Source organism: Cellulomonas fimi (assembly GCF_012952065.1).
Lineage (GTDB): Bacteria > Actinomycetota > Actinomycetes > Actinomycetales > Cellulomonadaceae > Pengzhenrongella > Pengzhenrongella fimi_A.
The window spans coordinates 144,169-158,250 of record NZ_JABCJJ010000002.1 but is presented as its reverse complement, the minus strand read 5'-3'; the positions used below and the strand labels follow the sequence as shown (position 1 = coordinate 158,250).

The following is a 14,082-nucleotide window of genomic DNA, read 5'->3' as shown; positions in this document are numbered from 1 at the left end:
CGCCGGCACTCGAAGATCGCCGAGGCGCGCTCGGCATGGTTGGGCCAGGCGCGCCGGTCCACGAACTCGAGCTGCAAGGTCGACCGGGAGCGACTGTGAATCACGAGCCGCTGGACGCCGCCGGGAGGTGTCAGGGTCATGCGGGGAGGGTGGCGGCCGTCCGGCGGCCTCGGCGCTCACGCAGGGCTGTGCTGGCGCGTTCGGTCAGGTTGTACAGGACTGGGACGAGCACCAGAGTCAGGACGGTAGAAGTCGTCAGTCCGCCGATGACGACCAGTGCCAGCGGCTGGGAGATGAAGACGCTGCCCCCCGTCAGTCCCAGTGCCATCGGGGTCAGGGCGCCGATCGTCGCCGCTGCGGTCATCAGGATCGGCCGCAACCGGTACCGGGACCCCTCGATCACGGCATCGTGAATGCTCAGGCCCTGCTCTCGCTTCTGGTTGACCAGGTCGATGAGCACGATCGCGTTTGTCACGACGATGCCGACGAGCATGAGCAGCCCGATCAGCGAGGGCACACCGAGGGGTGTGCCGGTGAGCAGCAGCAGGGCCAGTGCGCCGGTGGCGGCGAACGGCACCGACACAAGCAGGATGAGCGGCTGCAGCAGGGAGCGGAACGTGGCGACCATCACGAGGTAGACGATGGCGATGGAGGCCAGCAAGGCCAGGAACAGGTCGGCGAACGCCGATTGCTGCTCGGCGCTGACGCCTGCGATCTCGGCTTCTGCTCCGTCGGGCAAGTCGAGGGTGTCGAGCTGTTCCTGCAGTCGGGTGGTGATCCCGCCGAGGTTCTGGTCGGTCGCGGTGGCGGTCACCGTGGCGGTGCGCTCCCCGTCCTGGCGGGTCAGGCTGGTCGGCTGTTGGACCTCGCTGACCTCGGCGACCCGACCGAGGGGCACGATCCCGGTGGTGGTGGGGATGGGGGTGTCGCGCAGGGCCTGGACATCGGCGGGGGCCTGGCCCAGGAGCACCACGACGTCGGTCGTGCGTCCGGCGATGTCCGCCTGGCCGATCGGGGCACCACGCAGCAGGCCGGCCACGGCCTGTCCGATTGCGGTCTCGCTGGTGCCGGCCAGCGTGGCCGCCTGTCGGTCGACCTGGATCTGGACGGCTGGTGCGTCCGAGGCCAGGTTGTTCACGACGTCGGTCGTGCCCTGGACATCCGCCATGGCCTCGGCGACCAGGTCTGCGGCCTGACGCAGCGTCTGGTCGTCGTCGGCGCGGACCACGACCTCCACCGGGGGCAGACCGAACCCGGCCTGGCCGGTGCTCACGGTCAGCTGTCCGACGTCATCCAGCTCCGCGATCGCGGCACGAAGATCCCGTTCGACGCGGGCCTGGTCGGCGTCCAAGGCTGTGGTGATCGCGAAGGTGGCCGTGTTCGATCCGCCACCACCGCCCAGGAAGGCGGTCTGCAGCCCGTTGCCGCCCGAGCCGACGGTCACCTGGTAGGTCTCGACGCCGTCCAGAGCAGCGACGACCTCCTCGACCTGTCGCGCGGCGGCGTCGGTGACATCCAGGCTCGTCCCGGCCGGCAGCTGCTGGTCGACGCTGAGTGTGTTCTGCCCGGCGTCGCCGATGAAGTTGGTCTCCAGCCGCGTGGCCCCTGCGAGGGTCCCGCCGAGCACGGCGACGGCGATGGCGAGGGTGATCACCGGGTGGGCGATGGCCCCCCGGAGCACCGGAAGGTAGCTGCGCTGGAGGACTCCGTGCCGCTCCCTCTGCTCGACACGGTCCCGGTCCACAGCCGTGTCCGCGCGCTCGGCCGGGGCGCGCAGGAACCAGTACCCCAGCACCGGGACGATGGTCAAGGAAACCACCAACGAGGCCAGCAGTGCTACGGCAACCGTGAAGGCGAAAGGCTGGAACAGCTCACCCACCTGACCTCCGACGATCCCGATCGGCACGAACACCGCCGCGGTGGTGATCGTCGACGCCGTCACGGCGCTGGCGACCTCGCGCACCGCGGTCAAGATGGCCTGCGCTTTCGGCTCCCCGTACCCGAGGTGTCGCTTGATGTTCTCGATCACCACGATCGAGTCGTCCACGACCCGCCCGACCGCGACCGTCAGCGCCCCCAGGGTCAGGATGTTCAGCGAGTACCCACCGACCAGCAGACCGGTCATCGCGATGAGCAACGACAGCGGGATCGAGATCGCGGTGACCAGCGTGGAGCGCAGCGACAGCAGGAAGAGCATGATCACGATCACCGCGAAGATCAGGCCGAGGAGGCCCTCGGTGCTCAGGTCCTCGATCGACTTCTCGATGAACGGTGCCTGGTCGAAGACCACGTCGACGGCAGCCCCCTCGCCCAGTGCGGCCTCGATCCCCGGGATGAGATCCCGCACGTCGTGCGAGACGCTGACGGTGTTGCCGTCAGGGGTCTTGGTGATCGCCAGGGCGATGCTGGCCTGACCGTTGGTCCGCGCATAGGAGGTGGCGGGGACCGCGGCCTGCCGGACAGTGGCCACGTCGCCCAGCAGGACCGGTGCCCCGGAGGGGGCAGCGGCGGGCAGCGCGATCGCGGCGATGTCCTGCACCGAGGACAACCGCTGGCCCACCACGACGTTCAGGCTGCGCTGCCCATCGGTGACCGTGCCGGCCGGGATGACCACGCCGTTGGCCTGCAGTGCCGAAGTGAGAGCATCGAGACCGATCCCCGCGGTCGCCAGGGCCACGGGGTCCGGAACGACCTCCACCCGGACCTCCCGCGCCCCGGACAGGGTGACGTCACGGACCCCTTCCAGGCCGCGCAGCCGCGGAACGATCTCGTCCTCCACCCGGGTCACGAGCTCCTGCTCATCCAGCTGCGGGGCGGCCACCGCCAGTTGCACCACCGGAAGCTGGTCGATGCTGCCGGTGATCACAGACGGTATGACGCCCGCCGGCAGGCCGGTGCCCGCCCGGGACAGCGCCTGCTCCAGGTCCTGCTGGGCCGCCTGCATGTCGGTGCCGTAGGCCAGCTCCACCGTCACCACCGACAGGCTGTTGCTGCTCGTGGATTCGGTCCCCTCCAGACCCTTGACACCGCTGACGGCAGCCTCGACCACCTCGGTGACCTGCCGCTCGACCACGTCGGGCGCCGCGCCCGGGAGAGGGGTCACCACCACGGCGAGCGGGATCTCCAACGAGGGGATGAGTTCCTGCTTCAGCGACGTGGTCGACAGGACGCCCACGACGATGAGGATCAGCGTGGCCAGTGCCACCACGGCGCGGTTTGCAAGGCTCAGGCGGGCAAGACGAGTCATGGAGATCTCCCGTATAGTCGCAGCAAGTCGAATAGTACGGGTCGACCGAAGGATCGGGGTACACGGTGGAACGCGACGCAGTGATGGCGGCGATCGCCGAGGACGAGGCCGCGTTGATCCGCCTCTTCTCGCGGGCGCAGTTCACCGCTCTGCTGCAGACGACCTTGACGATGCAGCAACTCAAGGTCCTCCTGCTGCTGCACGTCGACGGCTCCCTCATGAGCCACGAGCTGGCCGACGCGCTGAAGATCAGCCCGGCCTCAGTTACCGGTCTGGTGGACAGACTCGCGGACCGAGGCCTCGTCGAACGCGTAGCCGACCCGACCGACCGGCGCGCCCGACACGTACGCCCCACAACTCAAGGCTCACACCTGGTGGAGCAGTTGATGGCCGAAGGCGCCGGACATCGCGTCGCACTCCTCTCCCGCCTCGACGACGAGAGCGTGCAGACCATCGCCACGGCGTTCGCGGCGCTGCGGCGAGCCGCAGAGCAGATTTACGGTGACGACGTCAGTGGCGCGCCAGGCGAGCCATCAGGGCGGGGTTACCCAGCCGGCTGAGGCAGTCAATACCGTGCGCGCGGTCAGAGCCGCCGTCCGCGCCCGCGGCCGGTGAGGGGCTCACGTGCACCGTGCGAACCCGCCCGCACGTACGGCGTCCGACGTGCGACAGTCGTGTTCGGCGCCGGGGGTCCTCGTCGGGCGTCAGGGGGGCGTCACGCCGCCGTCATCGCGGCGAGCGAGGCGGCACCGCACAGGAGGATCAGGACGGCGTCGTGCACAGACCTGCGGTGGCGCAGCCACGTGACGAGGACGGTCGCGGCGAGCGAGAGCCACAGCGTGAGCCACGGCTGGACCCCGGCGCGAATCGACACATCCGCCCCGGCGTTGAGCATGGAGAGCGACGTCGTGATCAGCAGGCCGCAGATGACGGGGAGGATGTAGAGGCCGATGTCCCGTACGACGGCGGAGCGCTGGGCACGGTGGTACGCGCCCAGGACGAGGACGGCGACGGCGGTTCCCACGGTGACGGCCAGGAGGGCGCCGGCAGCCGCGACCACCCACGCGGCCGTCGCTCCCTGGGTGGGCGCGGTGGCGCCGTATCCCACGCCGGCGGCGATCTTCACCAAGATCGGGCCCGGGAGCGCATTGGCGACGGGAACGACTTGGCTGTAGAAGACGTCGGCGCTCAGGTGCCCGCCACCGACGAAGAACCCGTCTGCGACCCCGACGTATGCTTCCCCCCCGCCGAAGGAGGTGAGTGTCGACAGCGCTACCAGGGCCATCAGCGCCAGCGCCTCCTTCCCGCCGACCAGGGCTGCCGCCGCGGTCGCGCCAGCGGCCACGCTCAGCAGCAGTGCGGTGGACCGGAGGACCGCCGCGGCGCCGAGCCCGCCATCGTGCCCGATGGCCGGCAGCCGTGCCGGGTGCCCGCGCCTCAGAGCGGCCCGAAGAGCGATGATGACGAGCGCTGAGGCGACGAGCTGGACCGCGGTCAGTCGCGGGACCGACGGCTGCCACTGCCGTCCGATCAGGTGACCGATGAACTCAGCGGCGTCGGCGGCGCCTGTGGCGAGGAAGGACAGGGTGGCGATCCCGGCGGCGACGAGCCAGCCGGACCCCTCGGACGTCAGGACCTTGCCAACGTAGTGCACCAGGAGCGCGATGATGAAGACCGTGACTCCCACGGACGCCAGCTCGACGTAGCGGATCACCCCCTGCCCACCGGAGCGGACCGCGGAGAGGATCCCGACGGTGGCGGCGGTTCCCGGAAGCGAGACCAGTGTCGCCATCGTCAGGCACAGCCAGGCTCCGCCGACGGTGGTCCCCGCCAGGCCACCGAGCTTCACGGGCAGGGCGCCGGGGGTGATGCTGGCAACCACGATGTGCCTGCTGAACGTCGCCCGATCGAGGATGCGACGACGGGCCACCAGCTCGTCCTCCATGAGGGGGATGAGCGCGCTGCCGCCGCCGAATCCGATCAGGCCGACCCTGACCATGGACGCAAGCGACGCTCTTGCAGGGCCAGCGGGCATCGGTCTCCTCGGGTGTCTGGCGTCTCGGGGCAGCTTCGGGCACCGCCACGTGCCCGACCTCTCAATGGTCAGGTCGTGCCGCGGCCTCATCCAGCGGTGGGCGCATCCGCGGGCGGCAGTTCCGCCAGGTCGGCCGCGATCACGCGGAGCACGTCCCAGGGCAGCACGCCGACAAGGCCGGCTGCGGCCCGGTACAGCGGGATCTCTCCGCAGACGCGACCGAAGGGGCCGACCGTGACCGGCGTGCAGTGCCGGCGCAGGATCTCGGCGGCCGGGGGGTGGTTCAGCAGCTCCTTGACCGGGGTCCGGACGCTGAAGGGCGAGTCCGGGAACTCCTCGATCCGCGGTGCTTGCCGCCGCGCGAGCAGGACCTGCTCGTGCTGGGCGGCGCACAGCAGGTGGTTGTCCTCGACGGGGCCGACCTGGGGCAGCCCGAGCCGTTCGTACTGACTCCCCGGTGCCTCGCTCTGCCTGAGCATCTGCACCAGAGCACTGGCCATCCGACGTTCCGTCTCGTCGTCGACGAGGGGGTGCTGCTGCCGCGGGTCGTTCTCCAGGTCGAACAGCAGCGTTCCGAAGGCGAAGGGGTCGGTGAAGACGTGCCCCTCGGTGCGCAGCACCGGCACACCCTTGGTGAAGGAGAACCCTTCGTCGAGCGTGGCAGCCGACAGCTCATCGATGCTGAAGAAGCCGCGCATATGGGTCGGCATGAGGGTGTGCTCGTACAGGGGCCGGTTCCCAGGTTCCCGGCAAGCCCGCATGTACACGTACCGACCGTCGGTGATCGACACGTGGCCGCCGAACGCTCCGAAGATCGCGTACTCGCGCACGGGTCGGTCGGCCTCGATCACCTCACGCAGCGACGCCCCCTGCATGTCCGGGGTCCGGTCGACGCCGAAGAAGTCTAGGAGCGTGGGGCCGAGATCGATCGTCTGGACCAGCCGGTCACGCTGTTCACCGCGTACGCCGGTCCGGGGGTCCCAGACGAACAACGGCGTGTGGATCGTCTCGTCGTACCAGGGCTGGACGCTCTTGCCCCACCAGCCCTGCTCGCCCAGGAGGAAGCCGTGGTCGGTGCAGACGATCAGCAGCGTGTCCGACCAGAGCGCGTACTCGTCCATCGCGTCCAGCACCCTGCCCAGCGACGCGTCGCACATGGACACCAGCGCCGCGTAGTGCCTGCGGACGTTGGCCCGGACCGCGTCGCTCTCGACGACCTGGGCGTAGTCCGGCCAGTCGTACTCCGGGACCGATACGTCGTCGCCGCCGTACACGTCGAGGAACGAAGGGTCGCTGAAGAACGGCTCGTGCGGATCGAACGTCTCGATCTGCACGAACCACCTCTGCTCACGCGCATTGTCCCGGACGAACTCCAGGCCGGCGCCGAAGGTGCGGGTCTGGGGGTGGTCGGCCAGACCGTTCAGGTACTCACGGTTGATACGGTCCTGACGCCACGTACCACTCCGCTGGACGCGCAGGCTGTCCGGGACCTCCGGGTCCGCCACGCGTCCCTTCCAGGGGTCACCCTGCTGTCCGCGGATGAGGGAGCAGGTCCCGTACCGCGTGTGGTAAGTGGCGCCGCCGTCCTCCCAGTAGTGCATGTGGTCGGTCGCCAGGTGTGTGGTGACACCGGCTTCGCCCAGCATCTGGGGGACGGAGTCGTCGAAGGGCTCGATGGGCCCCCAGCCACGATGGAGGAAGTTGTACCTGCCGGTATGGAGCTCACGCCGCGCCGGCATGCACGGCATGCTGCCGCCGTACGCGTTGTCGAAGCGGACACTGCTACGGGCCAGGCGCTCGAAGTTGGGGGCGGCCGTTCCGCAGTCGGGGTCGTAGGGCGGCAGGTAACGGCGGTTAAGACTGTCGAACATGACCACGATGGCGCGCATGCGACGTCACCTTCCTGCCGCAGCTGCGGCTTGTGGTGAGCACGCCGTCCGAGGGTTGCAGGGCGGTCCTGGCGGGGGGACGTCACCGCGGAGAACGGGGTCGTCACTGTGCTCGAGATGGTCGACGAGCCGCGCCGCAAGGTCCTTCCGGAGGGCTTCGCACTCCGGGTCCTCGGCACGGTTGTCCAGCTCCCACGGGTCGTCCTCGAGCAGGTAGAGCTCCTCCTCCGGTCGCGGTGCCAGGTGCGCGTCCCCCATTCCCTGCCGTGTCTCGCTCCGTTCGAGGTCCAGCGACAGGGGAAGCCTGGGGCCGGGCACGAAGTTGCGGATGTACTTCGCCGAGGCGGTCCGGACCGCGCGAATCGGGTCGTAGCGGTCGTGGTAGGTCTTCTCCAGGAAAAGCACCCGGTCGCCTGTTCCGGACGGGCTGCCCTTGATGTGGTTGAGGATGCTGACGCCCTCGAGGTCCTCGGGCGGATCCACGCCGACGAGCTCGAGCAGCGTCGGGGCTACGTCCAGGTGGCTGACGAGCTCGGAGCGCCGGCCCGGGGATAGGCCCCAGGACGGCGGAGGGCTGACGATCATCGCGACCTTGACACCGGCGTCGTACAGCGTGCTCTTGGCCCCCGGAAACGCGACACCATGATCGGTGGTGAAGATGATCAGCGTGTCGGCGCCGCCGGGTCCTGAGCGAAGAGCGCGGACGATGCGGCCCACGGCCTCGTCCATCTGCCGGATTGCACCGTAGAACCCGCTGATGTCACGTCGGCTGTGCTCGTTGTCCGGCAGGTATGGGGGGACCGTGACGGACTGCGCATCGACCGGGTCGTAGTCCTCGTTCGGCCAGGGCCGATGCACCTCCCACAGGCCGATCGCAGTGAAGTACGGCGTACCCGCGTGAGCACGGCGCGTCTCCACCCAGCGCTCAGTCAGCCGGGCGACCTCGAGTGCGCGCGGGAGGAAGCCGAGCCCATGGACCTCGTCGTAGCCCAGCACTCGGGCGTCCATGTCTTCGTGCTGCAGCCCGAGCAGGGCCGTGCGGTAACCGGCCCTCGCGAGCAGCTCCGGCAGGGTAGTCACGCCGGGGCCGTACCGCCACCCGTCGTGTGCGAGCCCCATGAGCCCGTTCGCGTGCGGCAACCGGCCCGTGAACAGCGAGGAACGGGCAGGCGTGCACAGGGGGGAGGTCGCGAACGCCTTGTCGAAGACGATCGAGGTGTCCGCCAGCTCCTGGAGGTTCGGGCTGGGCACGGCGTTCCACCCGTAGCAGCTGAGCCAGTCCCCGAGGTCGTGGCAGTGGATCAGCGCAATGTTGGTCAGGGATGTCGTCATCTGCACTTTCCCGATCGGTAGTGTGGTCAGCCTTTGACAGCGCCGCGTGTCAGCCCGGCCACGATGTGCCGGTTCGCCACGATCGCAAGAATGATGATCGGGACGGCGGTGACGGCCCCGACCGCCGCCATGGGTCCGAACTTGATCTCCTGTGGCTGGATGAGCGTTGCGATCCCCACGGTGATCGGGGCTTCCCGCCCGCCGGTCGTGAAGACCAGGCCGAAGAGAAACTCGTTCCAGACTTGAATGGCTGTGAAGATGGCGACGGAGGCGATCCCGGGCGCCGCCAGGGGCAGCATGATCCGGCGGAAGGTCGCAAACTCGCTCGCACCGTCGATCGCTGCCGACTCCCGCAACTCTGTGGGCAGCGTGTCGAAGTAGAACTTGATGAGGATTACGGCGAACGGAAGGTTGAACACCGTGTTCAGCAGGATGAGGCCGCTCAACGTGCCGTTCAGGCCAAGGGTCTGCAGGGTCGCGAACAGACCAGGAACGAGCGTGACCGGAGGGATGACCTGGAGCAGGCCGGCGCCCCCGAGAATGGACGCGACCGTTCGCCGTGACCAGTGCAGCTGGCTCAGGCTGTAAGCGGCGAATGCTGCGATGACGAGAGTGATCGCGGTCGAGACCAGCACCAGGATGACGCTGTTGACGACCTGGGCTCCGTAGACCTGGCGAGGCCCGAAGACTTCTTCGAAGTTGGCCAGTGAGAACTCGAAGGTCCAGCCCGGCGAGATGATCGCGCGGGGGCGCTGGAATGCGATGAGGAGCAGCCACAGGATCGGCAGGATGGTCGAGACGACGGCGCCCGTGAGGAGGATCCGCACGAGCCAGGAGCCCTGGTGGTTCCGGTGGATGGCATCAGGCACGACGGACTCCTCGGATCAGGCTTCGGACCGCGAGCGCGACGAGCAGCGCGACGAGGACCAGGACGACTACGGTCACGCTGAGCGCGGAGCCGAAGCCGTACTGGAAGGATTCGAAGAACACCGACCGCAGGTAGATGCTGATCACCGTCGTTGCGGTCCCGGGGCCCCCGAAGGTGAGCAGATACATCTCGTCGAAGACCTTCACGCCCATCAGGACCCGGATCGCCACCGCGCCGAGGATGGCCGGGGTCAGCAGCGGCAGGACGATGTAGCGGACGGTGGCGACGTAGTTCGCTCCGTCGATGCGCGCGGCCTCGAGGACAGACGGGTCCAACGAGCGCAGTGCGGTGTAGATGAGAAGGAAGACGATGGGCGTCCAGTGCCAGACGTCGATGACGACGACGCTGGCCATCGCACCGAACGGATCGCCCAGCCAGCTCTGCGGGGATGCCCCCAACGACCGCAGGATCTTGTTCACCAGACCCACCTGCGGGCTCAGGATCAACAGCCACGCGACGCTGATCACCACAGGGGCGACGATGGCGGGCCAGAGAAGCACGTTCTGGACCAGCTTCTGGCCGCGTACCAGGCGGTCGGCCGCGAGCGCCAGCGCGATGCCCAGGACCACGGTGATCACGACGGTGAAGAAGATGAACACGAGGGAGTTCCACAGGGAGATCCGGAACGTCTCGTCCCCGAGCATCCGCTCGTAGTTGGCCAGCCCCGCGGAGTCCCAGATCAGCTCGCCCGCGGTAAGCCGCACGTTGCCGAACGACATCCAGATCATCTGCCCGATCGGGAAGGCCACGAGCATGACGAGCACGAGGAGCAGCGGGAGCAGCGAGAGCACCTTGAAGGGGGACATTCGACGGGGGTCCCGGCCGCCCGGTGCTCGCAGCGCAGTGCGAGCACCGGTGACGGTCGGGACCACGGGGGCCGGCGTGGTGGTCACGACCCGTAGCCAGCTTCCTCCACCACCCGGGTCAGGCCGTCCTGGATCCGGGTGATGGTCTCGTCCAGCGACATCGTACCGGCCAGGTACTCGCCGATCGCCGGGTCGGTGACCTCCAGCATGAGCGGTGCAAAGGTGTAGCGGAGGCCGCCGCGGATCATGTCGGCGGAGTCGATGATGACCTGCAGTTCGGGACGGTCGCTCTCGATATCCGTCCGGGTCGTGATGCCACCCACCTCGGCCCACTTCTGCATGGCCTCCTGGCTCGTCAGCCAGGTGATGAAGTCGTAAGCGGCCTGTGCACGCTCGTCCGGCAGGCCCGCAGGCACGCCGACGGTCCAGGTGCCGCTCACCGGTGTCTGACCGGGCAGGACCGCGTAGCCGATCTTCCCCGCGACGGTCGAGGAACCCTCGTTCTCCAGCGGCGCCGCCACGGCCGAGACGAGAGTCGCCTGGAGCACGGATCCGCCCTGCATGAGCGAGGTCGCCTCCGCTTGGGCAACGGTCTGAGGTGCGTCTGGGCCGATCTCGGCAAGCGCCTTGAACTGCTCGAGCGCAGACCGGAACTCCGGCGTGTCCGCGCCCGGGGTCCAGTCACCGTCCTGCTCGCCCGGGAACCAGTCCCCGTCCAGGGAGAACAGCAGCGCGCTGAAGTCGTACGTCGGCGTCTTGCCGCGCAGCACGTAGCCGTTCTCGATGCCTGCAGCCAGACCGGCCTTGCCGTTGGCGATGACCTCCTCCCAGGTCGTCGGTACCTCAAGGCCGAGCTGGTCGTAAAGGTCCCTGCGGTACATGAACTCGTGAATGTTCCCGTTCATCGGCAACGCGTACGGCACGCCGTCCATGGACGTCGTCCGGGCGTCCGCGTCCCATCGGCCGACCCCGTCGAACTCGATGAGGTTGGGGTCCCACTCGAAGTCGGGGTCCACCTCCTCGAGCGGCTGCACCCACCCGTTGTCGTAGAACTGCCCGACCCACTGCTCGTTCATCTGGAACACGTCGAACGCGTTCGAACCGTTCTGAGCCGCGTTCGCCTGCTGTGTGAGCAGGCCGTCGAACGGGAAGACCTGCAGGGTGACCGTCACTCCGGTCTTCTCCTGGTACAGATTCGCCATCTGCTCGTAACTCGCCAGCCACGGCGTCTCAGCGGTCGCGACGACGATCTCCTCGACCTGGCTGGCGCTGGGCTCGCTGGTCTCGCCACCATCATCCGTCCCGGGTTCTTCCGAGCTGCATGCGGTCAGCAGGCCGACAGCGGCCAACCCGGCCACAGCGGCCGACACTCGCCTAGACACTGGCCTTCTCATCACGATTCTCCCTTGGATCGATCCGAAATCGATGTGCCCTGAACGTGGTGCCGCGCTGACGAACGATGCCGACACCGGTGCAACTTCGACGACCAAGTGACCGGGGTCACCTTGGATCGATCCGAGGCTAGGGACGCGGCGCGGGCCTGTCAATGGGGCTGGACACGACGATGTGCCCGCCCGCCCGGGGTGCTTGCCGTCCGGGCCGGGCTCACGTGTCGTGCGAGCCGCACGACTCTCGCGCCTGGAGCGTGGGGGTGAAGACGACGGTCCGGCCACTCGCCGAAGTCCTCGGGTGGTCGATCCTCTCGAGCAGCAGCCTCGCAGCCGTACGGCCCATCTCCTCGCTCGACACGGAGACCGAGCTGAGGGAGGGGGACCACGACCGAGCGTGCTCGAGATCGTCATAGCCAAGTACTCGCACGTCACTGCCGACGGTGAGACCCGCGTCCCGCAGTGCACGCATGGCACCGAAGGCGATCGCGTCGCTGTGGCAGGCGACCCCCTCGGGCGGCGGACCTGACTGCAGCAGGGTCCGAACCGCTTCGTACCCTGCGGAGCTTGTGGTCTCGGTTCCTCGCGACCATTCCTCGACGAACCTCAGGCCAGCAGCGCGGGCCGCATCGACGAACCCGCCGTACCGGGTGGCGCGCGCGTAGGTCTCCGTCGGGCCGCCGAAGTACGCCAGCGACCGGCAGCCGTGGTTCACGAGGTGCTCAGCCGCCAACGTCGCGCCCCGACGGTCGTCCGAGCCCACCCAGTCGCCGCCAGCCCCCACCACCCGTCGTGTCAGCAGCACGTGCGGGACGGCGAAGCGCTCGATCGCGTCGAGGACTTCGCGGCCTGAGCCGATGGCCGGAACGATGAGCAGGCCGTCGACCCGATACTCCAGCAAGGTCTCCACCACGGCCTTCTGTCGCTCCGGCCTTTCGAGTGTGTTGGCCAGCAGCACAGTGAAGCCGGAGGGACCGAGTTCCTCTTCCACCGCCTGCACCAGAGCGGCGAAGAACGGGTTGGCAAGTCCGGGGATCAGCAGGCCGATCGTGTGGCTCTTTCGGGTCCGCAAGGCGGCCGCGCGGCGGTCGTAGACGTAGCCGAGCTCCTTGGCGGCCGCGAGCACCGCCGCCTTCGTGGTCGCTGCAACCATCGGGCTGTCCTGGAAGACGAGCGACGCCGTCGAGCGCGAGAAGCCGGCGTGGCGAGCTACGTCCGCAAGGGTCACCCGCCGTCCGCTCCGGACCGTGTCCATGGCCACTAGTGCCCCCTCCGGAACCGGGCGCTCCTTGACGAGCTAGCCGCTTGGACCGATCCTACGACGACAACCACGCGGGTATCGGCTGCTCGAGCACCGCCCCACGCCAGACCCCCCGCGGTCAGTCACGGATCCACGGGCGCGCGGCGGTACCCCGACGCCACCGCGGACCCAGGGCAGGCGAGGGCGGCATGTGAGCGCGGAGAGGAAGGTCGACACCTTGGCTCAGGACACCAGTGGTCCGTACGGCGCGTGCTGCACCCCTGCGCGGTCGAGTACCGACTCCGAAGCCGTGCCGCCGGGTGACCGGCATCCGACCAGCCGCGCGAAGCATGCGATCGGGCAGGTCCGGGTGCCTGCCGGCGAGTTCTGGATGGGGGATCACCACGGCGACGGGATGGCCGCCGACGGGGAAGTGCCCGTGCACCGTGTCGACCTCCAGACGTTCACCATCGACGCGACCACCGTGACGAACGCGGCGTTCGCCGGCTTCGTCGAGGACACCGGCTACGTAACCGAGGCCGAACGCTTCGGAGACTCAGCGGTGTTCCACCTGGCGCTCGCCGCCGATCCCGACGACGTCCTCGGACGTGCGGCGTCGACTCCGTGGTGGCTCGCTGTGCGCGGCGCGGACTGGCGGCACCCGGAGGGCCGGCGATCAAGCCTCGAGGGACGCGACGACCATCCGGTGGTCCACGTCAGCTGGAACGACGCACAGGCGTACTGCGCTTGGGCCGGGCGGCGCCTTCCCACCGAGGCCGAGTGGGAGTACGCGTCGCGAGGTGGCCTTGGGGCCGCCCGCTATCCATGGGGAGATGAACTTCATCCACCCGGCGCGTCGACGTGGCGATGCAACATCTGGCAGGGTCGCTTCCCGGTCGTGAATGCCGGGGACGACGGCTTCCTCACGACCGCACCGGTGCGCGCGTACCAACCCAACGGGTTCGGCTTGTGGCAGACGGTCGGCAACGTGTGGGAGTGGTGCAGCGACTGGTTCTCACCGACCTACTACGGCAGTTCGCCGTCCGCAGCACCACAGGGCCCGGCGCACGGAACCGCAAGGGTGATGCGCGGTGGGTCGTTCCTGTGCCACGACTCGTACTGCAACCGGTACCGCAACGCCGCCAGGTCGTCCAACACACCGGACTCCTCGATGGCCAACGGCGGATTCCGGACGGTATCCAGGTGAGGATGGCGCC

At 68.7% G+C, this 14,082-nt stretch carries 10 protein-coding genes; 2 read left to right on the top strand and 8 right to left on the bottom strand.

The annotated features are described in order from the left end of the window. Nucleotides 1-136: 136 nt before the first annotated feature. A complete protein-coding gene (locus tag HIR71_RS02195; protein ID WP_169322990.1) occupies nt 137-3,247 on the bottom strand; it encodes an efflux RND transporter permease subunit in 3,111 nt (1,036 codons plus the stop codon). Between the two features lie 65 nt (nt 3,248-3,312). Here HIR71_RS02195 and HIR71_RS02190 point away from each other — a divergent pair, with 65 nt between their 5' ends. After that, nucleotides 3,313-3,807, top strand: coding sequence for a MarR family winged helix-turn-helix transcriptional regulator (locus HIR71_RS02190; protein WP_169322987.1), 495 nt, complete (start codon nt 3,313-3,315; stop codon nt 3,805-3,807). Between the two features lie 155 nt (nt 3,808-3,962). Here the strand turns inward: HIR71_RS02190 and HIR71_RS02185 are convergent, their stop codons facing one another. The 7 genes from HIR71_RS02185 to HIR71_RS02155 form a co-directional block, all read right to left on the bottom strand. After that, nucleotides 3,963-5,246 carry a chromate transporter gene (locus tag HIR71_RS02185; protein ID WP_169322985.1) on the bottom strand — a complete coding sequence of 428 codons (1,284 nt, stop codon included), beginning with the start codon at nt 5,244-5,246 and terminating at the stop codon, nt 3,963-3,965. 122 nt (nt 5,247-5,368) lie between these two features. Continuing rightward, entirely contained in the window at nt 5,369-7,171 is a 1,803-nt protein-coding gene (locus tag HIR71_RS02180) for a sulfatase (RefSeq protein WP_169322983.1), read from the bottom strand. Nucleotides 7,172-7,177: 6 nt separating this feature from the next. Next, a complete protein-coding gene (locus tag HIR71_RS02175; RefSeq protein WP_169322982.1) occupies nt 7,178-8,503 on the bottom strand; it encodes a sulfatase family protein in 1,326 nt (441 codons plus the stop codon). Between the two features lie 26 nt (nt 8,504-8,529). Further along, on the bottom strand, nt 8,530-9,372 hold the full coding sequence (locus HIR71_RS02170; RefSeq protein WP_169322980.1) for a carbohydrate ABC transporter permease: 843 nt from the start codon (nt 9,370-9,372) through the stop codon (nt 8,530-8,532). Continuing rightward, nucleotides 9,365-10,237 (bottom strand): carbohydrate ABC transporter permease, encoded by an 873-nt coding sequence (locus tag HIR71_RS02165; RefSeq protein ID WP_169322978.1) that lies wholly within the window; start codon nt 10,235-10,237, stop codon nt 9,365-9,367. The genes HIR71_RS02170 and HIR71_RS02165 overlap by 8 nt, the downstream gene beginning before the upstream one ends. 83 nt (nt 10,238-10,320) lie before the next feature. Then, nucleotides 10,321-11,784, bottom strand: coding sequence for an ABC transporter substrate-binding protein (locus HIR71_RS02160; protein WP_169322976.1), 1,464 nt, complete (start codon nt 11,782-11,784; stop codon nt 10,321-10,323). 58 nt (nt 11,785-11,842) lie between these two features. Continuing rightward, nucleotides 11,843-12,853: a LacI family DNA-binding transcriptional regulator gene (locus HIR71_RS02155; RefSeq protein ID WP_169322975.1), complete on the bottom strand. Its 1,011-nt coding sequence runs from the start codon at nt 12,851-12,853 to the stop codon at nt 11,843-11,845. A gap of 250 nt (nt 12,854-13,103) precedes the next feature. On the opposite strand from HIR71_RS02155, the gene HIR71_RS02150 reads away from it, so the two are divergent. After that, nucleotides 13,104-14,072: a formylglycine-generating enzyme family protein gene (locus HIR71_RS02150; RefSeq protein WP_169323192.1), complete on the top strand. Its 969-nt coding sequence runs from the start codon at nt 13,104-13,106 to the stop codon at nt 14,070-14,072. Nucleotides 14,073-14,082 lie beyond the last annotated feature (10 nt).

Bases quoted from the DNA above. Each gene is read 5' to 3' on its own strand.
- HIR71_RS02165 (WP_169322978.1), bottom strand. From the start codon at position 10,237: ATGTCCCCCTTCAAGGTGCTCTCGCTGCTCCCGCTGCTCCTCGTGCTC.
- HIR71_RS02180 (WP_169322983.1), bottom strand. From the start codon at position 7,171: ATGCGCGCCATCGTGGTCATGTTCGACAGTCTTAACCGCCGTTACCTG.
- HIR71_RS02185 (WP_169322985.1), bottom strand. From the start codon at position 5,246: ATGGTCAGGGTCGGCCTGATCGGATTCGGCGGCGGCAGCGCGCTCATC.
- HIR71_RS02175 (WP_169322982.1), bottom strand. From the start codon at position 8,503: ATGACGACATCCCTGACCAACATTGCGCTGATCCACTGCCACGACCTC.
- HIR71_RS02195 (WP_169322990.1), bottom strand. From the start codon at position 3,247: ATGACTCGTCTTGCCCGCCTGAGCCTTGCAAACCGCGCCGTGGTGGCA.